This is a genomic window from Variovorax davisae (assembly GCF_030316845.1).
GTDB classification, from domain to species: Bacteria; Pseudomonadota; Gammaproteobacteria; order Burkholderiales; family Burkholderiaceae_C; genus Variovorax; species Variovorax davisae.
The window spans coordinates 1-20,143 of sequence record NZ_JASZYS010000005.1 but is presented as its reverse complement, the minus strand read 5'-3'; the positions used below and the strand labels follow the sequence as shown (position 1 = coordinate 20,143).

25 protein-coding genes are annotated in these 20,143 nt (G+C 68.4%); 5 read left to right on the top strand and 20 right to left on the bottom strand.

The features are described from left to right. Window positions 1-36 precede the first annotated feature (36 nt). The gene (locus QTI33_RS12790; RefSeq protein WP_286506360.1) at window positions 37-567 is read right to left on the bottom strand and encodes a hypothetical protein; all 531 of its coding nucleotides are present in this window, start codon (window positions 565-567) and stop codon (window positions 37-39) included. 68 nt (window positions 568-635) lie between these two features. Here QTI33_RS12790 and QTI33_RS12785 point away from each other — a divergent pair, with 68 nt between their 5' ends. Beyond that, the gene (locus QTI33_RS12785; RefSeq protein ID WP_286506358.1) at window positions 636-1,133 is read left to right on the top strand and encodes a TlpA disulfide reductase family protein; all 498 of its coding nucleotides are present in this window, start codon (window positions 636-638) and stop codon (window positions 1,131-1,133) included. Between the two features lie 9 nt (window positions 1,134-1,142). Here the strand turns inward: QTI33_RS12785 and QTI33_RS12780 are convergent, their stop codons facing one another. Continuing rightward, window positions 1,143-1,589, bottom strand: coding sequence for a c-type cytochrome (locus QTI33_RS12780; RefSeq protein WP_286506357.1), 447 nt, complete (start codon window positions 1,587-1,589; stop codon window positions 1,143-1,145). A gap of 141 nt (window positions 1,590-1,730) precedes the next feature. Here QTI33_RS12780 and QTI33_RS12775 point away from each other — a divergent pair, with 141 nt between their 5' ends. Continuing rightward, the gene (locus QTI33_RS12775; protein ID WP_286506356.1) at window positions 1,731-2,444 is read left to right on the top strand and encodes a cytochrome b/b6 domain-containing protein; all 714 of its coding nucleotides are present in this window, start codon (window positions 1,731-1,733) and stop codon (window positions 2,442-2,444) included. 61 nt (window positions 2,445-2,505) lie between these two features. Further along, a complete protein-coding gene (locus QTI33_RS12770) occupies window positions 2,506-3,087 on the top strand; it encodes a GNAT family N-acetyltransferase (protein ID WP_286506355.1) in 582 nt (193 codons plus the stop codon). Here QTI33_RS12770 and QTI33_RS12765 read toward each other — a convergent pair. The 14 genes from QTI33_RS12765 to QTI33_RS12700 all read right to left on the bottom strand — a co-directional run bounded on the left by QTI33_RS12765 (window position 3,084) and on the right by QTI33_RS12700 (window position 11,948). Then, window positions 3,084-3,590 (bottom strand): peroxiredoxin, encoded by a 507-nt coding sequence (locus tag QTI33_RS12765; protein ID WP_286506354.1) that lies wholly within the window; start codon window positions 3,588-3,590, stop codon window positions 3,084-3,086. The genes QTI33_RS12770 and QTI33_RS12765 overlap by 4 nt on opposite strands. A gap of 71 nt (window positions 3,591-3,661) precedes the next feature. Continuing rightward, a complete protein-coding gene (gene rpsQ / locus QTI33_RS12760; RefSeq protein ID WP_286370949.1) occupies window positions 3,662-3,931 on the bottom strand; it encodes a 30S ribosomal protein S17 in 270 nt (89 codons plus the stop codon). A gap of 9 nt (window positions 3,932-3,940) precedes the next feature. Further along, on the bottom strand, window positions 3,941-4,186 hold the full coding sequence (gene rpmC, locus QTI33_RS12755) for a 50S ribosomal protein L29 (RefSeq protein WP_286370948.1): 246 nt from the start codon (window positions 4,184-4,186) through the stop codon (window positions 3,941-3,943). A 14-nt stretch (window positions 4,187-4,200) separates the two neighbouring features. Then, window positions 4,201-4,617: a 50S ribosomal protein L16 gene (gene rplP, locus QTI33_RS12750; protein WP_028250943.1), complete on the bottom strand. Its 417-nt coding sequence runs from the start codon at window positions 4,615-4,617 to the stop codon at window positions 4,201-4,203. A 28-nt stretch (window positions 4,618-4,645) separates the two neighbouring features. Beyond that, window positions 4,646-5,572, bottom strand: a complete 927-nt coding sequence (gene rpsC / locus QTI33_RS12745) for a 30S ribosomal protein S3 (protein ID WP_286371178.1) — start codon at window positions 5,570-5,572, stop codon at window positions 4,646-4,648. Between the two features lie 13 nt (window positions 5,573-5,585). After that, entirely contained in the window at window positions 5,586-5,918 is a 333-nt protein-coding gene (gene rplV, locus QTI33_RS12740; protein WP_007838134.1) for a 50S ribosomal protein L22, read from the bottom strand. Between the two features lie 9 nt (window positions 5,919-5,927). Next, entirely contained in the window at window positions 5,928-6,206 is a 279-nt protein-coding gene (gene rpsS, locus QTI33_RS12735) for a 30S ribosomal protein S19 (protein WP_007838132.1), read from the bottom strand. A gap of 10 nt (window positions 6,207-6,216) precedes the next feature. Then, the gene (gene rplB / locus QTI33_RS12730) at window positions 6,217-7,041 is read right to left on the bottom strand and encodes a 50S ribosomal protein L2 (protein WP_028250945.1); all 825 of its coding nucleotides are present in this window, start codon (window positions 7,039-7,041) and stop codon (window positions 6,217-6,219) included. Between the two features lie 2 nt (window positions 7,042-7,043). Further along, window positions 7,044-7,370 (bottom strand): 50S ribosomal protein L23, encoded by a 327-nt coding sequence (gene rplW / locus QTI33_RS12725; RefSeq protein ID WP_286371177.1) that lies wholly within the window; start codon window positions 7,368-7,370, stop codon window positions 7,044-7,046. 5 nt (window positions 7,371-7,375) lie between these two features. Next, window positions 7,376-7,996, bottom strand: coding sequence for a 50S ribosomal protein L4 (rplD, locus tag QTI33_RS12720; protein ID WP_286370946.1), 621 nt, complete (start codon window positions 7,994-7,996; stop codon window positions 7,376-7,378). Next, window positions 7,996-8,676 carry a 50S ribosomal protein L3 gene (rplC, locus tag QTI33_RS12715; protein WP_286506353.1) on the bottom strand — a complete coding sequence of 227 codons (681 nt, stop codon included), beginning with the start codon at window positions 8,674-8,676 and terminating at the stop codon, window positions 7,996-7,998. The genes rplD and rplC overlap by 1 nt, the downstream gene beginning before the upstream one ends. Before the next feature lie 213 nt (window positions 8,677-8,889). Further along, window positions 8,890-9,375 (bottom strand): hypothetical protein, encoded by a 486-nt coding sequence (locus QTI33_RS12710; RefSeq protein WP_286506352.1) that lies wholly within the window; start codon window positions 9,373-9,375, stop codon window positions 8,890-8,892. Continuing rightward, on the bottom strand, window positions 9,372-10,952 hold the full coding sequence (locus QTI33_RS12705) for a hypothetical protein (protein WP_286506351.1): 1,581 nt from the start codon (window positions 10,950-10,952) through the stop codon (window positions 9,372-9,374). The genes QTI33_RS12710 and QTI33_RS12705 overlap by 4 nt, the downstream gene beginning before the upstream one ends. A 267-nt stretch (window positions 10,953-11,219) precedes the next feature. Further along, on the bottom strand, window positions 11,220-11,948 hold the full coding sequence (locus QTI33_RS12700; protein WP_286506350.1) for a response regulator: 729 nt from the start codon (window positions 11,946-11,948) through the stop codon (window positions 11,220-11,222). A 110-nt stretch (window positions 11,949-12,058) separates the two neighbouring features. Here QTI33_RS12700 and QTI33_RS12695 point away from each other — a divergent pair, with 110 nt between their 5' ends. Next, a complete protein-coding gene (locus QTI33_RS12695; protein ID WP_286506349.1) occupies window positions 12,059-13,477 on the top strand; it encodes a tetratricopeptide repeat protein in 1,419 nt (472 codons plus the stop codon). Between the two features lie 97 nt (window positions 13,478-13,574). Next, entirely contained in the window at window positions 13,575-14,543 is a 969-nt protein-coding gene (locus QTI33_RS12690) for a hypothetical protein (RefSeq protein ID WP_286506348.1), read from the top strand. 50 nt (window positions 14,544-14,593) lie between these two features. Here QTI33_RS12690 and QTI33_RS12685 read toward each other — a convergent pair whose 3' ends face one another. From QTI33_RS12685 to QTI33_RS12670, 4 genes are all read right to left on the bottom strand, one after another. Then, window positions 14,594-16,015 (bottom strand): FAD-binding oxidoreductase, encoded by a 1,422-nt coding sequence (locus QTI33_RS12685; RefSeq protein WP_286506347.1) that lies wholly within the window; start codon window positions 16,013-16,015, stop codon window positions 14,594-14,596. A gap of 203 nt (window positions 16,016-16,218) precedes the next feature. After that, window positions 16,219-19,545: a hybrid sensor histidine kinase/response regulator gene (locus tag QTI33_RS12680; protein ID WP_286506345.1), complete on the bottom strand. Its 3,327-nt coding sequence runs from the start codon at window positions 19,543-19,545 to the stop codon at window positions 16,219-16,221. A 148-nt stretch (window positions 19,546-19,693) separates the two neighbouring features. Further along, window positions 19,694-20,008: a 30S ribosomal protein S10 gene (rpsJ, locus tag QTI33_RS12675; RefSeq protein WP_028250951.1), complete on the bottom strand. Its 315-nt coding sequence runs from the start codon at window positions 20,006-20,008 to the stop codon at window positions 19,694-19,696. 25 nt (window positions 20,009-20,033) lie between these two features. Continuing rightward, window positions 20,034-20,143: EF-Tu C-terminal domain-related protein (locus tag QTI33_RS12670; protein ID WP_495574034.1), on the bottom strand; the 110-nt coding region annotated here is incomplete at its 5' end.

The following is a 20,143-nucleotide window of genomic DNA, read 5'->3' as shown; positions in this document are numbered from 1 at the left end:
TATGCGGGGGCGGGCTCATGAGGCAACCTCGACAGTTCATGGCACGCGCAGGCCCTCGAAGAAGGTGGCGAGCGCGTCGGCCGACGATGGCCTGCCCAGCACGGTCGCCTGGTAGAGCGAGACGCCGTCCGGGCGCTGCTGCGCGAACCACAGCACGTGGAGCCCGTCGGCGGCCTCGGGCGTGTCGAGCCGGACCGGCGCCGGCGTGGGCGCCGCCCGCGGCAGCTCGGCCGGGCCCTCGGTCGCCGGGGCCCTGGCCAGCTGGCTGCGCGTCGCTGCCCGCCAGGCCCGGGCCCAGCCTTCGGCCTGGGCCGGGCTGCCGGCGACGGCATGGGCCACCGCGAAGGTGGCGCCGCCGGCCTCGCAGCCGGCCATGTCCACCGTGACCGCCTCCACACCCAGCGGCAGCGCGCGCGTCGCCCGGTCCGGCTTGCAGGGCAGCAGCACGATGACGCCCTCGCTGCCGATCGGCACTTCGCGCCAATTGAAGGTCGGGCTGCAGCCAGCGAGCGCGCCGGCCATGGCCAGTGCCAGCGCGACGGCGTGGGAACGAGTGGACAGGGGCATCGGGAGCCCGATTATCGAACCGCGGCCGATCGGAACTAAAATCCGGCGGCCCGCTCCATCCCTCGCCCATGAAAAAAGTCATATCCGCCGCCGCCGTCGCGCTCGCCCTGGCGGTCGGGGTCGGCGTCTACCTGAACACCGGCGTCTCGGCGGCGCCGGCCTCGACCTTCGTGCTGCTCGACGGCAGCAAGAAGAGCACCGAGGACCTCAAGGGCAAGGTCACGCTGGTCAATTTCTGGGCCACCAGCTGCGTCACCTGCGTCGGCGAGATGCCCAAGGTCATCGCCACCTACGACAAGTACAAGGGGCGCGGCTACGACACGCTGGCGGTGGCCATGAGCTACGACCCGCCCAGCTACGTGGTCAATTTCGCCGAAACGCGCAAGCTGCCGTTCAAGGTCGCGATCGACAACACCGGCGCCGTCGCCAAGGCCTGGGGCGATGTCCAACTGACGCCCACCACCTACGTGGTCAACAAGCGCGGCGAGATCGTCAAGCGCTATGTCGGCGAACCCGATTTCGCCGAACTGCACAAGCTGATCGAGAAACTGCTCGCCGAAGCGTAGCCGCGGTCTTCAGCGGCTGCGGAAGGTGTCGTGGCAGCTCTTGCAGGTTTCGCCGATGTTCGCCACGGCGGCTTTCACGGCATCCAGGTTGCCGGCCTTGGTGGCGGCCGCGAGCTTGTCCGTCTCGGCCATCAGGCGCTCGTTGAGTTCCTTGAACTTGGCCTGCTCCTTCCAGATGTCGGGCTTGGCCTTGCCGCCCTCGGTGCCCGGCCCGAAACCGGCCCAGGGCAGCTTCGAGATCATCGCCAGCAGTTCCGCATTGGCGGTCGCAGCCGCCGCGTCATAGGGCACGCGTCCGCTCGCCATCGCCGCGATGCGGCCGAAATGCTGGCTCTGGATGAACATCGCGCTCTGGCGGTACTTGACCGCATCCTCGGTCTTGGCGAACTGCGCTGCGGCTGGCAGCGCCAGCGCGAAAGAGGCGGCCGCCAGGGCCAGCAAGGCTGAATTCTTCATTCGTGGGTCCTTCTTCGGGGCGCGGGCGATGCCGCCGGGCCAGTTTAGGGATTTGCGTCCGCATACGACTAGAGACAACCCGCAGGTCTGGGGGCCCCGGAAGTTTGCTAATCTGCGCATCCAGCCGCTTCTTTCCGACCGATGACCGCTTCCATCCCGGCCCCCGCGCAGCGCGCGGGGCTGGACGCCAAGCCCGCCGCGCAGACCCGCATCTGGGACCTCCCGACGCGGGTGTTCCACTGGGCGCTGGCGACGGCCGTGATCGCCCAGATCGCGACCGGCTTCGGCGGCGCCATGGAATGGCATTTCCGGATCGGCTATGCGCTGCTGGCGCTGCTGCTGTTTCGCGTCGCCTGGGGCTTCGTGGGCGGGCGCTGGTCGCGCTTCTCTTCCTTTCTCTATTCGCCGCGCGCGCTGGTCGACTACCTGCGCGGGCGCGCCCATCCCGACCACTTGGTCGGCCATTCGCCGCTCGGTGCGCTGTCGGTGTTCGCCCTGCTCCTGCTGCTGGCGGTCCAGGTCGCGACCGGCCTCGTGTCCGACGACGAGATCGCCGCCTCCGGCCCGCTCGCGCGCTTCGTTTCCGGCGCCGTGGTCGGCGCAGCGAGCTTTTGGCATGCGGTGCTCGGCAAGTGGATCGTGATCGGCCTGGCCACCCTCCATGTGCTGGCAGTGCTGTTCTACGTGGGGGTGCGGCGCCAGCGGCTGGTGCGGCCGATGATCACCGGCGACAAGCGGCTCGCCGACGGCGGCACGGCGCCGAGCCGCGACGACGCCGCCTCGCGCCTGCTGGCGATGGCAGTGTTCGCCGCCTGTGCCGCCTTCGCGACCTGGATTGCGTCGCTGCGGCCATGAGCCCATGCCCGGCCGCTCCGAAGGGGGCTCGCACCGCAGTGCGAAGCGCGGAGGTTATCCAATGAGCCATTCCTTGTCGCGTCCGCTGCCCCTGGCAGACACGCCGGAGATCGTCATGATCACGCCGGACGAGCCGCGGGAGCTCGATGCGGTGCGCGCGATCTTCCGCGACTATGCCGATTCGCTCGGCATCGATCTGGGCTTCCAGAATTTCGACCAGGAACTGGCCAGCCTGCCCGGCGAGTACGCGGAGCCGCGCGGTGCCTTGCTGCTGGCGGTGGTCGATGTCGGCGAGGTGGCGGTGCCGGTCGATGCCGCGCCGCTGGCGAGGGCGCAGGGCCAACTGGCGCACGTGGCCGGCTGCTGTGCGCTCCGGCCGCTCGACACGGCCGACTACCCCAACGCCGCCGAGATGAAGCGGCTCTATGTCCGGCCGCAGTTCCGGGGCGTGGGGCTCGGCCGCCAGCTCGCCGAAGCCATCCTGGATGCCGCCCGCGGCGCCGGCTATGCCTGCGTGCTGCTCGACACCCTGGACGACATGGAGTCGGCCCGGGCCCTCTACGAGGACCTGGGCTTCGCCGAGGTGCCGCCCTACTATCACAACCCCATCGCGGGGTCGCACTACCTGAAAGTGGACCTTTAGGCCTTGGCTTGGGCCAGCAGGGTGTCGGCGTCGCTGACTTCGAACTTGCCCGGGCCTTCGACATTGAGGGTCGCGACCTTGCCGTCCTTCACCAGCATCGAGTAGCGGTTGCTGCGCACGCCCATGCCGCGCGAAGTCAGGTCGAGCGTGAGGCCGGTGGCGGTGGCGAAGGCCGCGCTGCCGTCGGCCAGCATCCGGACCTTGGCGCCGGTGTTCTGGTCGCGCGCCCAGGCGCCCATCACGAAGGCGTCGTTGACGCTCACGCACCAGATCTCGTCGACGCCGGCGGCCTTGAAGTCGTCGAAATGCTGCACGTAGCCCGGCACGTGCTTGGCCGAGCAGGTCGGCGTGAAGGCGCCGGGCAGTGCGAACAAGGCAATGGTCTTGCCCGCGGCCGCCTTCGTGACGTCGACCGGGTTCGGGCCGATGCTGCACGCCTCGCCCTCCACCTCGGAATACTCCTGCAGGGTGGCCGAAGGAAGTGCGTCGCCGACTTTGATCATGTGAATGCTCCTGAAAAAGAAAAACGGCCCACATTGTGGGCCGCTTTCGGTTCGGGCGTGTGCCGCGGGGATCAGACCAGGACGGCCTTTTGCACGAGGCGGGTCACGACCCAGTTCTTCGACTTCGAGATCGGCCGGCTTTCGGTGATCTCGATGGTGTCGCCCAGCTTGTACTCGCCATTTTCGTCATGGGCGTGGTACTTGCTGGTCTTGGCCACGATCTTGCCGTAGAGCTCGTGCTTGACACGACGCTCGACCAGCACGGTCACGGTCTTCTGGCGCTTGTCGCTGACCACCTTGCCGATCAAGGTGCGCTTGAGGGATTTTTTAGCTTCCGTCATGGTCACTCCTTACTTCGCGGCTTCTTGCTGCTTCTGAGCAAGAATGGTCTTGGCGCGCGCGATGTCGCGGCGGGTGACGCGCAGCGTCGAGGTGTTCGACAGCTGTTGCGTGGCCTTCTGCATGCGCAGGCCGAAATGGGCCTTCTGCAGGTCCTTGATTTCGGTTTGCAGGCCGGCGACGTCCTTGTCGCGAAGCACTGCGGCCTTCGAAGTCTTGGCCGGAGCCGCGACTTCCTTCTTTTTACGTGTTGCCATGGTGTTGTCCTCGATCAGGCGCCGAGCTGGCGTGCGACGAAGGTCGTGCGCAGCGGCAGTTTGGCAGCGGCCAGACGGAAGGCCTCGCGAGCGAGTTCTTCGGGCACGCCGACGATCTCGTAGATCACCTTGCCAGGCTGGATTTCGGCGACGTAGTACTCGGGGTTGCCCTTGCCGTTACCCATCCGCACTTCGGCGGGCTTGTGGGAGATCGGCTTGTCGGGGAACACACGAATCCAGATGCGGCCACCGCGCTTGACGTGACGCGAGATCGCGCGACGTGCGGCTTCGATCTGGCGGGCCGTCAGACGGCCGCGGTCGATCGACTTCAGGCCGAAGTCACCGAACGACACTGCGTTGCCGCGCGTCGCGATGCCGGTGTTGCGGCCCTTTTGTTCCTTGCGGAACTTTCTGCGTGCAGGTTGCAGCATTTTTGTTACTCCGTAGTTCTAAGACCGATCACTCGGTCTTGGCACCGTCAGCTGCTGCAGCTGGCGCGGCTTTGCGTACGCGCTTAACGGCGGGTTTCGAGTCTGCACCTGGTTGAGCCGGAGCTCCGCCAGTGGCTTCTGCGGGCTTGTCGCTGCCATCGGCCGGTGCGGTGTTGCCACCGATCGGGCCACGGGCACCGGCGCGCGGGCCAGGACCGCGACGGTCCGAACCCGGACGGTCGCCACCCGGGCGGCCATCGCGACGCGGGCCGCGGGGGCGGCGCTCGTCGTCGGGACGCGGCGTTTCGACGGCCGGCAGGTCGTTGCGACCCAGCGTGTCGCCCTTGTAGACCCAGACCTTGACGCCGATGACGCCGTAGGTGGTCTTGGCTTCCGAGGTGCCGTAGTCGATGTCGGCGCGCAGCGTGTGAAGCGGCACGCGACCTTCGCGGTACCACTCGCAACGCGCGATTTCGATGCCGTTCAGGCGGCCCGACGACATGATCTTGATGCCGAGGGCACCCAGACGCATGGCGTTCTGCATGGCGCGCTTCATGGCACGGCGGAACATGATCCGCTTTTCGAGCTGCTGCGTGATGCTGTCGGCGATCAGCTGGGCATCGATTTCGGGCTTGCGCACTTCTTCGATGTTGACCGCGACCGGCACGCCGAGCTGGCGGCCGAGTTCACGCTTGAGGTTCTCGATGTCTTCGCCCTTCTTGCCGATCACGACGCCCGGACGTGCCGAGTAGATCGTGATGCGGGCGTTCTTGGCGGGACGCTCGATCAGCACGCGCGAAACGGATGCGTTCTTGAGCTTCTTCTTCAGGTACTCGCGCACCTTGATGTCTTCGGCCAGCATGCCGGCGAAGTCTTTGTTGCTTGCGTACCAGCGGCTGGACCAGTTACGGCTGACCGCGAGGCGGAAGCCGGTAGGGTGGATTTTCTGTCCCATATTTCTTCCAGCCTTAATTGCCAACCGTCACGTACACATGGCACGTGGGCTTGCTGATGCGATTGCCGCGACCCTTGGCGCGCGCGGTGAAGCGCTTGAGCGTGGCGCCTTGCTCGACGTAGATGGTCTTGACCTTCAGTTCGTCGATGTCGGCACCGTCGTTGTGCTCGGCGTTGGCGATCGCCGACTCGAGCACCTTCTTGATGATCACAGCGGCCTTCTTCTGCGTGAACTGCAGAACGTTGAGCGCTTGATCGACCTTCTTGCCGCGGATCAGGTCTGCGACCAGACGGCCCTTGTCGACCGAGAGGCGGACGCCGCGGAGGACTGCACGTGTTTCAGACATGGTCGTTCCTTACTTCTTCTGGACTTTCTTGTCCGCGGGGTGCCCCTTGAACGTGCGCGTGAGCGCAAATTCGCCGAGCTTGTGGCCGACCATCTGGTCGGTGATGTACACGGGCACGTGCTGCTTGCCGTTGTGCACGGCAATGGTCAGGCCGATGAACTCGGGCAGGACCATGGAGCGACGCGACCAGGTCTTGATCGGCTTCTTGTCCTTGGTCGTCACGGCCTTGTCGGCCTTGGCCACGAGGTGGTGATCGACGAACGGACCCTTTTTGAGAGAGCGAGTCATGTGCTAACCCTTACTTCTTGCGACGCGACACGATGAAGACTTGCGTGCGCTTGTTGTTACGGGTGCGATAACCCTTGGTCAGATTGCCCCATGGGTCGACAGGATGACGGCCTTCGCCGGTCTTGCCTTCGCCGCCACCGTGCGGGTGGTCGACCGGGTTCATCACCACGCCGCGAACGGTCGGGCGGATACCCATCCAGCGCTTCACACCGGCCTTGCCGAGCTGGCGCAGGCTGTGTTCTTCGTTGGCGACTTCACCGATGGTGGCGCGGCATTCGACGTGCACGCGGCGCACTTCACCCGAGCGCATGCGCACCTGGGCGTAGACGCCTTCGCGAGCCAGCAGCGTGGCGGACGTGCCCGCCGAGCGAGCGATCTGCGCGCCCTTGCCGGGTTGCAGTTCGATGCAGTGGATGGTCGAGCCGACCGGGATGTTGCGGATCGGCAGCGTGTTGCCGGCGCGGATCGGGGCTTCCGAGCCGCTCAGCAGCGTTGCACCGGCTTCCAGACCGCGCGGGGCGATGATGTAGCGGCGTTCGCCGTCGGCATAGCACACGAGCGCGATGTGGGCGGTGCGGTTCGGGTCGTACTCGATGCGTTCGACCTTGGCCGGGATGCCGTCCTTGTTGCGCACGAAGTCCACCACGCGGTAGTGGTGCTTGTGGCCACCGCCCTTGTGACGGGTCGTGATGTGACCGTTGTTGTTGCGGCCGGCCTTCTGGAATTGCGGTTCCAGCAGCGCGGCGTGGGGGGCACCCTTGTACAGGTGGTCCCGCGAGATCTTCACCGCGCCGCGTTGGCCCGGCGAAGTGGGTTTCATCTTGATGACGGCCATGATTAAGCGCCTTCCCCGACGAGGTTGAGCTCTTGACCAGCCTTCAGCGTGACGTAGGCCTTGCGAACGTTGTCGCGACGACCCATCGACTTGCCGAAGCGCTTGGACTTGCCCTTGGTATTGAGCACCGACACGCCCTTGACTTCGACCTTGAACATCAGTTCAACGGCGGCCTTGATCTCTGGCTTGGTGGCGTCCTGCAGCACCTTGAAGGTGACGGCGTTGGACTTCTCGCCGACCATCGTGGCCTTTTCGGACACGACCGGGGCGACCAGCACGTTCATCAGGCGACCTTCGTCGAACTGACGCTGCTTGGGCGTAGGGTTCATGCGGCTCATGCGAACATCTCCTTGAGCTTGTCGACCGCACCCTTGGTGACCAGCACCTTCTTGTAGTGGACCAGCGACACCGGATCGGCGTAGCGCGGCTCGACCACGAGCACGTTGACGAGATTGCGCGAGGCCAGGTACAGGTTCTCGTCGACTTCTTCGGCGATCACGAGCACGGACTCGAGGTTCATCGCCTTGAACTTGGCGGCCAGCGCCTTGGTCTTGGGCGAATCGACGGTCAACGAATCGACCACGGCCAGACGGCCTTCGCGAGCGAGCTGCGAAAAGATCGACGCCATGCCGGCGCGGTACATCTTCTTGTTGATCTTCTGCGAGAAGTTTTCGTCAGGCATGTTCGGGAAGATCCGGCCACCCCCGCGCCACAGCGGCGAGGACGTCATACCGGCACGGGCGCGGCCCGTTCCCTTTTGCTTGAAAGGCTTCTTGGTCGAGTGCTTGACCTGCTCGCGGTCCTTCTGGGCGCGCGTGCCTTGGCGGGCGTTGGCCTGGAATGCGACGACGATCTGGTGGACCAGGTCTTCGTTGTAGTCACGGCCGAACACGGTCTCGGGGGCGTCGTACTTCGACGCGGCCTGGCCTTGTTCGTTCAGGAGTTCGAGTTCCATTACTTGGCTCCTTCAGCGGCTTGCGGCTTGGCCTTGACGGCCGGACGCACGGTGACGAAGCCACCCTTCGAGCCGGGGATCGCGCCCTTGATCAGGAGCAGTTGACGTGCTTCGTCGATGCGGATCACGTCGAGGTTCTGGGTCGTCACGGTGACGTCGCCGAGGTGGCCCGTCATGCGCTTGCCGGGGAACACGCGACCGGGATCCTGCGCCATGCCGATCGAGCCGGGGACATTGTGCGAACGGCTGTTACCGTGCGATGCCCGCTGCGACGACATGTTGTGGCGCTTGATCGTGCCAGCGTAGCCCTTGCCGATCGAGGTGCCTTGCACGTCGACCTTCTGGCCCACCGCGAACACGCTGCCTGCGGCAATGACGCCACCGGCCTTGTGCTGACCGGCCGTATCGGCGGTCACGCGGAATTCCTGGATGATTTCACCGGCTTCGACACCCGCCTTGGCGAGGTGGCCTGCGGCCGGCTTGGTCACGCGCGATGCTTTGCGCGAACCGAACGTCACTTGCAGGGCGACGTAGCCATCGGTCTCTTGGGTTTTGATCTGGGTCACGCGGTTGTTGGACACATCCACCACCGTGACAGGAACTGCGTCCCCGTCATCGGTGAAGAGACGCATCATCCCCACCTTGCGGCCCAGCAACCCGAGGGAGTTGCTCAGACTCATTTGTTTTCTCCAAAAAATGGAAGTCCTCTTCCGCCGCTGCCACTTCAATTGGCGACAGCGTTGGGCCGGCGACGAACGTTGGCCCACGAAAGAGGGTTGGTAAAGTTCTGCTCCAACCCGCGTCCATTAGACGCAAGTTAGGCAGAGCCGAAGATTATAGCCCGCGAACGGGAGATGACGCAAGAGGGGCCGGCGCAAGCCCCCCCAGGCGCCCTATTTCACCTGCATCGGCAGGATCTTTTCGCCGTCGGTCGACTGCTTGAGCGAGCCGCTGGCCGGCATGGTGGCGGACGGCTTGCCGACCGACACCGGGATCGACGTGGCGCTGGTCGCGCCGGCCTGGGTCGTGAACACGTTCAGGTAGCCGATGCCGCTGGCGGCCGGCACCACCTCGACCGTCCAGGTGGCGGCCTGGCCCGCCGGCAGGCTGCGGGTGGTTTCGGCACTCGACAGCGTCAGGCCGCCCTCGGTCGCGAGCCGGACCGTGGCGCCCGCGGCGGCGATGCCGTCGAAGGCCAGCACCACCGCCACCGGACGGCCGGCCTCGGGCGTGCCGTCGACCCGGTACTGGACCTGGACGCCCGAGCCGTTGGACTTCATCGGCGCGGTCGTCATCGGCTTGCCGGCGGGACCGGCCGCGGTCGCGGCCAAGGGCAACACCAGCGCCAGGGCGCAGGCCAGGGCTGCCGCGATTTTCACTGGATGCTGACGTTGAAACATGTGTTGGCCGAGGAGTTGTTGTAGTCGTTGATCACCAGAACGTTGTCGCCAGCCGGCAGGCTGACCGCCTTGGTCTCGCTGCTGCCGAAACCTTCGCTTTCGTCGACTTGGCGGCCGGCGTAGAGCGCGAAATCCGGGTCGGCGGCGCTGGGACCGGTGACCGTGATCGTACGGTTTCCGGCGCTCGGCAGCGAAAAGCGCAGGTAGACATAGCTGCCGAGCTTGTTGCCGGCACCCGCCACGTTGGTGACGCAGGCCGTGGTCGAGCCGCCGACGGTGGCCGACCGGTACATCGGCAGCACGCCGCTCACGCCGCCGTCGTTCGTTTCGTTGACGCCGAAGGGATCGTTGGCCGAGGCGTTGATCTGCTCGCCGCTCAGCAGGCCGGCCAGCACCGAGACGCTGCCCGGCGCCGCGAGCCCGAAGGCGGCGGTGAAGGGATGGATCGACGTCACGGCCACGCCGCTCTTGAACGCGGCGCTGGTCAGGGTGTCGTTGATCGGCTTGAAGCCCACCTGGCTGTTCAGGCGCCAGAGGAGCGAATGGACGGAGGCCTCGCGGAACCATCCGGGGCCGGCGACACCGCTGGCCGTCAGGTCGATGTTGGCGCCCTGCCCCTGGGCCTGGCCGACCGAATCGGTGTAGTTGCTGCGCGCCAGGGCGATGCCCGACCAGGCATTGCCCCAGCCTTCGGAAAAAGCCGCACGCCGGTCGAGCCTGTCGGTCAGGGCGTGGCTGCCGCCGGGGGAGTCGTCGCGGCTGAAGGCCGACTGGTAGTAGTGCCCCCATTCGTGGGCGACGACCGAGGCGTCGTATTCGTCGGTGTCGACGTTTTCCCTGCCCAGCACATAGATGGCCCGCGCGCCATTGCTCATCGTGAACGAGGTGGTGCCGATCTGCCCGAGCGCCGGATTGCCGACCGCAGGCACATTGTTGGTGCTCCAGTAGAGCTTCAGCGCCGGGAAGGCGGTGGCCGGCGCGACCGCGAGCATCTTGGCCTGCGCCGCGTAGACGGTGTCGAGCACGGCGAAGGGCGCCGCCACCCGGGTCGAGGCGTAGCGGCTGCCGTCCCAGCCGGAGGGCGCCTGGACGTCGCGCGTGCTGGCGGCGGCGCCGGTGGAGAACGACGGCGTCTCGAGCGCGAAGATGGCGTCGGACTGCGTGTTGTCGCGCACCGTGACGTCCCAGGTGGGGCCCGAGCCGCCCTGGGTCATCTGCGCCTTGACCCGGACCAGGACCTGGGTGCTCGAGGGCAGGCTGACCGAATAGGCACCGCTGGCATCGGTGGTCGCGGTCGCGATCACCGCCGCGGAAGCGCTGTTGACGATCTCGACGCTGGCGCCGCGGATCGGCTTGGGCGCGGCCGCCGTATAGACCAGGGCCCCGTTGGGGTTGGGGATCGACACATAGGTCGCCGTGCCGCTCAGCGTGACGGTGCTGGCCGCCGGCAGCCCGACGAAGCCTCCGCCGCCGCCGCCACCACCGCCGCCACCGCAGGCCGCGAGCATCGCCACCGCCGTCACTGCCACGCTTCGCCTTGCCCACACTGCCTGCATTCGGAACTCCCTGATGAAATTTTCGACTTATCTTCCATCAATATCCGAAAATTCCTAATTCACACTTCCCCCAATCCTATCAAATTTCAGACTTTTCTGGATTTTTAGACACTTTTCGACACTTTTTTGTCGAGTTATTTGGTTTTCAAGGCCAAGTGAGAATTGTGTCGATGCGTGCCTGTTGCATGGAAATCACACGCACGGCCCCGCCGCGCCGGGTGTCGTCGGCAGGTGTGGGGAAACGGGGCTTGGCGCGCCCTGACTGCGTCAGGCGTCCGGCACGAACATATAGCCGGCGTTGCGAACCGTGCGGATGCAGCGCGGTTCGCCGGCGGGCTCGGGCTCGACCTTGCGACGCAGGCGGCCGATGCGGATGTCGATCGAGCGATCGAAAGGCTCCCACTCGCGGTTGCGGGTGTGCATCAGCAACTGGTCGCGCGACAGCACGCGGTTGGGGTTGGAGAGGAACACGCGAAGCAGCTCGTACTCCATCGCGGTCATGGCCACTTCCGCGCCGTCGGACTCGAACAGGCGGCGCGCGTCGAGATCGAGTTCGCAGCGGCCGAAACGCTGCCGCGCCCCCTTGGGCGCCGCCGTCGGCACCGGGGCCTCCGCCGGCGGCTTGGCCTGCAGCCGGCGCAGCACGCTCTTCACCCGCGCCAGCAGCTCGCGCGGATCGAAAGGCTTGGCGATGTAGTCGTCGGCGCCCAGCTCCAGCCCGACCACCCGGTCGATCACGTCGCCCGAGGCCGTGACCATGATGATGCCGAGGTCGTAGTGCTCGCGCAGGTACCTCGCCAGGCTCAGCCCGTCCTCGCCGGGCAGGCGGACATCGAGCAGCACGGCGTCGGGCAGCTCGCGCTCGATGCTCTCGCGCATCTGGGCGCCGCTGCCGGCCTCCGCGACGCGGAAGGCGTGGTCCTCGAGGTACTCGCGCAGCATCGCGCGCACCGACGGATCATCGTCGACGATCAGCAGACGGGCGATCGCGTCCATGGCGCGATTCTGCGCGAGGGGTCGCGGTTGCACCAGTGGTGCTACGCGCCGGCTACACAGCAACGCCCGGCGGATGCACGCCCGATACCCGCGGCCCGCACAGTGGCCCCATGCCACGCACGCCCCAGCCCGACACCGAATTCGACGATGCCGCAGCCGCCGCGGCCTGCCGGCAGGCGCTCGACCTGCTGCACGCCGGGCAGGGAAATCCGCAGGCCGTCATCGACCCGGTGCTGCGGGCCCGGCCCGACTTCGCCGCCGCGCACTGCCTGCGCGCGGCGGGCCTGGTGATGGCCTCCCGCGAGGACCTGCTGCCGGCGCTGGGCGCCACCTTGCAGGCGGCCCGTCCGCACCTGGCCCGGGCCGGCGCGCGCGAGCGGGCCCATCTCGCCGCCGCCCAGGCCTGGCTGGACAAGGACATGGCGCGATCGCTGCGCCTGTACGGCGAGATCGCCGCCGCCGACCCCAAGGACACGCTGGCCTTGCGCGTGGCCCATTTCGGCGATCTCCAGTTCGGCCGCACCGAGTGCCTGCGCGAGCGCATCGTCGCCGCCTTGCGGCACTGGCATCCCGACGAGCCCGGCTACGGCCACGTGCTGGCGATGTACGCCTTCGGCCTGGCCGAGACGGCCGACCCGGTCTCGGCCGATGCGGTCGGGCGCGAGGCGCTGCGGGTCGAGCCCCGCCAGTGCGGCGCGGTGCACGCCGTGGCGCACGCGCTCGAGATGCAGGGGCGCAGCGCCGACGGCGCCGCCTGGCTCAAGCACACCCGCGGCGTCTGGGCCGGCAGCCCCGCCTTCGCCACCCACCTTTCGTGGCACGAATCGCTGTTTCGCCTCGACCAGGGCGAGCTGGCCGCGGTACTGGGCATCCTCGACCGCCGGCTGATGGACGGCCGCGATCCGGACGTCGCCACCTTGGTCGACAGCTCGGCCCTGCTGTGGCGGCTGCATCTGCGGGGCCAGGACGTGGCCGAGCGCTGGCAGCGGATCGCCGACGCCTGGGAGGATCGCGCGATCACCGGCCTGCGGCCCTTCAACGACGTGCACGCCATGCTCGCCTTCGTCGCCACGCAGCGCTGGGCCAGCGCCCGCCGCCTGCTCGACGCGCTGCGCGACTGCGCGCGGAAGGCGCCGGACCTGCGGCGGGCGGTGCACGATGCGGCGCTGCCGGTGTGCGAGGCCTTCATCGCCTTCGGCCGCCGGCGTTACGCGGCCGCGGCACGGCAGCTGCAGGCGCAGCAACGGCTGGCACGCGGCTGCGGTGGCAGCCGCGCGCAATGCGACCTGCTGCACCTGACCTGGCTCGAAGCGGCGCTGCGCAGCCACCAGCCGGCGCTGGCGCAGCGCCTGCTCGGCGAGCGCGTCGCCAGCCGGCCGCAGAGCCCCTTCAACGCCCGCCTGCGCGAACGCATCGCCCAGGCGCTGTCGCGGCCGCTGGCGCGGCCCCGCTACACAACGGCGACACAGCCGCGATCCACGGATGCACGGCGGATACCGGTGCCGACCAGACTGCCCGCCATGCCTTGACCCGGCGGCGCCGAAGCGCCCCGGGGCGGCATGCCCCCCGGGGACCCCACGCGGCAGGGCACGGCCCCGCCATTTCCATCAGCAAAGGAGCATCACCATGTCGACATCCACCCCCACCGACCGCTACGCCAAGGTCATCGAGGTGTCCAAGCGCGTGCGCTGGGACATCGAGCGCGACGTCATTCGCGGCCGCCAGTTCGACTACGCCAGGACCTTCCTGCCGAAGGGCCTGACCCTGGCCGACGAACTGACGTTCCTGAGCCCGGACGACGAACGGCTCCTGAGCCAGGTGCAAGGCCGCACCTACGCCAACATCTTCGGCCTGGTCGAACGCTTCATCGCGTCGAAGGTCATCGACCTGAGCCGCGAGCACGTCTTCGGCGACCAGGTGGCGCTGGAAGCGCTGGTGCGCATGGCCGACGAGGAAATCAAGCACCAGGCGCTGTTCCGCTGCCTGGAGGAGATGATGGCGGCCGACATGCCGGCCGGCTACGTCATGGCCGCGCAGCCGAATGCGGTGGCGCAGGCCGTGCTGGGCAAGAGCACCTGGGCGGTGCTGGCGCTGACGCTGGACATCGAGCTGTTCACCTTGGCCCACTACCGCGCCAGCATCGAACCGGATGCCAACCTCTCGCCCCTGTGGAAGGACGTGTTCCTGTTCCACTGGCGCGAGGAGTCGCAGCACGCGATCCTCGACGAGTTGGAGTTCGTCGCCGAAAACGCGCGGCTCGGCGCCGCCGAGCGCGATGGCGCGGTCGACGACCTGATCGCGCTGGTCGGCGCGGTCGACGGCATCCTGCAGGCGCAGGCCATGGCCGACGCGCGCTATTTCTGCACCATCGCCGGCACGCTCTTCAGCGACGCCCAACAGGCGCAGATCCACGACACGGTGCTGAAGGCCTACCGCTGGCAGTACATCGTCTCGGGCGTGATGGCGCCGCGCTTCCAGAAGGTGCTGTTCCCGATGCTCGACGACGCCCAGGGCGAGCGCATCAAGAGCGCGCTGGCACCGCTGGCCTATGCGATGCCGCGGCATCCCGAGATGGCGCTCCCGATGGCCGCCTGATCCCCCCGCCCTGCCACGCCCAGCGACCCCGGGCGTGGCAGGCGAATGGCTCAGGCCTTCGGCAGGATGTTCTGGTTCTGGCTGAAGAGGTTGGCCGGGTCGTAGCGGGCTTTCAGCGCCGCCAGCCGCGCATAGTTCGAGCCATAGGCGCCGGTCGCCACGCGCTGGGCCTCGTCCTCGGGCATGAAGTTCACGTACACGCCACCTGTGGCATGCGGCGTCAGCGCATCGAAGAGGCCGCGCGCCCAATCGATGCACCGGCGGTCGTCGCCGGCGTCGCGCCAGCGGGTGTGGACGTTGAGCACGAACTCGGCGTCGCGGTGCGGGTAGGCCGTGTCGGCGACGGCCGTCCGGTTGACCTGGCCGCCCAGGTGCCCGATGAAGGCCTCGCATTCCTCGGTCGGCAACTTGGCGATGGCGTCGCACAGGATGCGCTCCACATCAGCGTTCAGCATCTTGAAGTCGTGCGACTTCCAGTAGTTGCGTGCGCCCGGCTGCAGCAGCGGGTCGAAGGCGGTCTGCCAGCCGGCGAAGGGCATCGCGCCCACGTGCTCGCCGGCGGGCGTGCCGAAGCTGCGCAAGGTCTGGGCCAGCGCCTCGCCCTGGGCAGGCTCGCCGAGCCAGCAGAAGGCGACCACGACCACCTCCTTGCCATGCACCTCCGCCGGCAGGAAGGGCAGCGGCGGCGCCTTGCGCATCACCATCCAGGCCGTCATGTCGTCGCTCGCCGCGGCGGTGAACTTGCGATAGCCGTCGAACACCTGCCTGGCCTGGGCGAACGGATAGACGATCAGCCCCGCCAGCACCTGCGGCCCGAGCGGATGCAGGCGGTACTCGAACGAGGTGACGATGCCGAAGTTGCCGCCGCCGCCGCGCACGGCCCAGAACAGGTCGGCGTTCTGCGTCGCGCTGGCCTGCACCAGTTCGCCGGACGCGAGCACCACGTCGACGGATTGAAGGTTGTCGATGGTCAGCCCGCGCTTGCGGCTCTGCCAGCCGAAGCCGCCCCCGAGCGTGAGCCCGGCCATGCCGGTGGTCGAGTTGATGCCGGTCGGTGTCGACAGCCCGAAGGCCTGCGTCTCGCGGTCGAAGTCGGACAACAGCGCGCCGGGCTCGACCCGCGCCGTGCGGGCCACCGGGTCGACCCGCACCGATTTCATCGGCGACAGGTCGAGCATCAGCCCGCCATCGCACGCGGCCTTGCCGGCGATGTTGTGGCCGCCGCCCTTGATCGCGAGCAGCAACCGGTTCTGGCGCGCGAAGTTCACGGCCTGCATCACGTCGGCGGCGCCGGCGGCGCGCACGATCGCCGCCGGCCGGCGGTCGATCATGGCGTTCCACAGCGAGCGCGCGACGTCGTAGCCAGCGTCTTCGGGCAGCAGCAGGCTGCCGCGCAGCGAGTCGCGCAGCGTGGCGATGGGCGCGTCGGCAATGCCGATCGTGCCGCCCTGGGGGGTTTGAAAGTCGACCATGAAAACTCTCTCCTCGTCGGTGCGGCCGGAATCAGCGTTCGCGCATCGCGCAGCGTCCGGCCGCACTGCCGAAGCGAGCATCGCCGTCGTCCGGGCGGAATGCGCGGTGCCACGACGTGCAACGCAGTCTGCGAGGCCCCGGTATTCGCCGCGTGTCGCGGCGCCGTGCCTTTGTATCGGGCCGGTATCCGCCAGCCCCGGCCTCATGCGCCCGGGCAGGGGCTGCGGCGCGCCTTGTCGAGACACGCCTTCATCAGCGCATGCAGGGCCTGGTTGTCGACCGGCTTGTGCAGCACGCCGCAGACGCCATGGCGCCTGGCCGCCGCTTCGTCGATGCCGTCGGCGTTGCCGGTGTAGAGCAGCACCGGCAAGTCCGGCCGCAGGCCGGTGGCCCGCTGGGCGAGCTGCAGGCCGTCGAGCTGGGGCATGGTCTGGTCGGTGATCAGCAGGTCGAGCGGCTGGCTGCGGTCCTCCAGCCAGGACAGCGCGTGCAGCGGGCTGCGGTGGAGCACCACCTCGATGCCCCAGCCGGACAGCAGCTCGACCATGAAGTCGCCCACCATGACTTCGTCGTCGACCACCATCACGCGGGCGCAGAGCGCTTCGCCGCTCGCCGGCAGGTCCGGCGCGCCGGGCGCGTCCGACGCTGCGCCGGCGGCAGGCGGCAGCAGCACGCGGAACACCGAGCCGGCGCCCGGCGCGGTCTCGACGAGCACGTGGCCGCCGTGGTCGTGCACGATGCCGTGCACCATCGCCAGGCCCATGCCCGAGCCGCGGCCGACCTCCTTGCTCGAGGTGAAGGGCTCGAAGATGCGGTCGACCAGCTCCGGGGCGATGCCGCTGCCGCTGTCGGCGACGCTGACCTCGACCCAGTGGCCGGCCTCGACATGGGCACGGCACGATGCGCAGGTCCAGGCGCCGCCGCGACGCCCGAGCCGAACCCGGATCCAGCCCGAGCCGGTGATGGCGTCGCGCGCGTTGATGCACAGGTTGAACAGCACCTGCTCGAGCTGCACCGCATCGGCCGCCACCTGCAGCGCATCGCCGCCGGCCGCAGGCGCGGCGAAGTCCAGCGACACCGAGGCCGGCAGCGTGGCGCGCAGCAGCTGCAGCGTCTGGTCGACCAGCGGGCCCAGCGCCAGGGTGCGGCGCTGGCCGCGCTGGCGCCGCGCGAAGGCCAGCATCTGCGCGATCAGCTCGCGCGCGCGCTGGGCCGCGAGCTGCGCTTGGCCCAGCTGGCGCTGCAGCCGGGCGTCGCCCAGGGTCTCGGCGCGCTCCTGGCCCAGCACCAGGTAGCCGATGACGCTGGTCAGGATGTTGTTGAAGTCGTGCGCGATGCCGCCGGTCAGCTGGCCGATGGCTTCCATCTTCTGGGCCTGGCGCAGCTGGGCCTCGAGGCGCTCGCGTTCGGCTTCGGCCGCCTTGCGCTGCGTGATGTCCCGCGCCGCATAGAGCACGTGCGGCTCGCCCCGGTAGGTCAGCGGCATGCCGCTGACTTCCAGGTAGAAGGGGCTGCCGTCCTTGCGCACGCCCGGCACCTCGAAGCGCACCGGCCGGCCGGCCAGGATGTCGGCGTGCCGGGCCCGGTGGCGCTGCTGCAGCGCCGGGTCGGGCTGGGTCAGCACCCGGGTCGCGCTCAACACCTCGTCGCGGGTGTAGCCGCTCATCGCCAGGTAGGCCGGGTTCACGTCGACCGCGCGGTAGTCGGCATCGCGCACCACCAGCCCGTCGGCGGAAGCGTTGAAGATCGCCCGGTACTGCTCCTCGCTGTTGCGCAGCGCGCGTTCGGCGCGCTTGCTCTGCGTCATGTCGCGCCCGATGTAGAGCACGTGCGGCTCGCCGCGATGGAGCACCGGCACGCCGCGCAGTTCGAGGTCGTAGCGCTCGCCGTCGCGCCGCAGCAGCTCGGTCTCGAGCCGGACCGGCTCGCCGGCCAGCGCCTGCTCGTGCAGGGCACGGATCGTGGCCATGATCTCGGGCGGGTTGGCCAGCACCCGGTCCACGCCCAGCACCTCGGCCAGCCGGAAGCCGCTCATGCGCTCGTAGGTGGCGTTGGCATCGACGATGGCGAAGTTGGCGGCGCGCAGCACCAGCGCGTCGGCCGAGGCGTTGAAGATGCCGCGGTACTGCGCCTCGCTGGCGCCGAGCGCCGCCAGCGCCTCCTTGCGCTCCGTGATGTCGCGCGTGAAGGCCACGATGTGATGGCGGCCATCGATCATGGCCGGTTTCAGCCGCACCTCGTCCCAGCGCAGCGCGCCGTCGCGGCTGCGCCGATGCCACTCGAAGGGCGGGCAGCGCCCGAGCTTGGCCAGCTGCATGTGCGCCAGCCCCTGCTCGGCCGTGTAGGGTGCCTCGCCCGAGCGCAGGTCGGCCAGCGACAGCCGGCACAGTTCGTCGCGGCTGCAGCCGTAGGCCTCGCAAGCCTTCGGGTTGGCGTCGAGGATCTCGCCGCTCGACCAGTCGAGAATGAAGATCGCGTCCTCCGACGCTTCGAAGATGGCGCGGTAGCTGGCCTCCGAGCGCTGCAGCGCCTCACGGCCGCCCAGCTGCTCGATCTCGGCCGCGGCACGGCCGGCGAAGATCCGCAGCATCGACTCGATGCGCTCGAGATTGGTCAGCGCATGGCGCGAGACGATGCCGATGGTGCCGAGCGGCCGGCCGTGCGCATCGTTCAGGGGCAGGCCGGCATAGCCCTCGGCGCCGAGCAGCCGGTCGTCCTGGTCGAGCGCGAACAGCGCATGCAGATTCGACGGATAGGCGCAGAACTGCTGTCCCAGCACGTGTTCGCAGGGCGTGCCCTGGATCGGGTAGCGGTAGCCTTCGCGCACCTCGCCGTCGCTCACCATCGCCAGCATGTGCAAGGCGCTGGCGTCGTCGGACTGGTGGCGCGAGATGAACGCCATCTCGACTTCCAGGATGGTCGCCAGGTAGCGCGCCAGCTCGGCGAACACCGACCGGCCGCTGGCCGCCGAGACGGCCAGCGCCGCCGCGCGCAGCGCCTCGTCGGCGCTGCTGCGCTCGATCTCGGCGATCAGGCGGCTGGCGAAGATCTTCAGCAGGGCCTCGGCCAGCACCGCGTCCTCGATCGGCCGGGGGTCCATCGCCACCAGCAGCCCGAGCGGGCGGCCGTCGCCGTCGTTGAGCGGAAAGGCGGCATACGAATCCATGCCCTTGGCCGCGAACATCGTGCCCGGCGTGAATTCGCCGGCGACGCCGGAGGCGACGAAGCGGAAGGCCCGCCCGACCACCTGCGCGCAGGGCGATCCTTGCAGCGGGTAGTCGAAGTTGTGCAGCAGCTTGCCGTCGAGCACGGCGGCCAGGGTGCGCAAGGTGCTGCGCGTGCCGTCGGTGAAGACCGCCACGAAGACGGTCGCCACGCCCAGGATCTGCGCCAGCTCCTGGACCAGCCCCGCCATCGTGCCCGGGCCGTGGGCGCCGGCCACGGCCCGCGCGGCGCGATACATCGCCTCGGCCGCGTCGGTCCACGCGGGAGCGTCGGTGGCGCGAAGTCGGCGGTCCGGGGCAGCCATGCCCGCAGTCTAGGCCGCCAGGCGCGGGCGCGCTGCGACATTGCCTGGGGGATACCGCGCGGTTACATGACGGATACGCGTGCGGCCGCCGGAACGAAAAAGGCCCGCCCACATCGCTGTGGACGGGCCCTCTATGGAGGACAGGCTGTTACTGCAGCTTGATCTCGACGTCGACGCCGGCCGGCAGGTCGAGCTTCATCAGCGCGTCCACGGTCTTGTCGGTCGGATCGACGATGTCCATCAGGCGCTGGTGCGTGCGGATCTCGAACTGGTCGCGGCTGGTCTTGTTGACGTGCGGCGAACGCAGGATGTCGAAACGCTTCATGCGGGTCGGCAGGGGCACGGGACCCTTGACGATCGCGCCGGTGCGCTTGGCGGTGTCGACGATCTCGGCAGCCGACTGGTCGATCAGCTTGTAGTCGAACGCCTTCAGGCGGATGCGGATTTTTTGCTTGGTGGCCATGGTGACTCCTTGAGTAGCGTTCGAATCAGATGTCGAGGATCTTCGCCACGACGCCCGAGCCCACGGTGCGGCCGCCTTCACGGATGGCGAAGCGCAGGCCTTCTTCCATCGCGATCGGGTTGATCAGCTTGACCG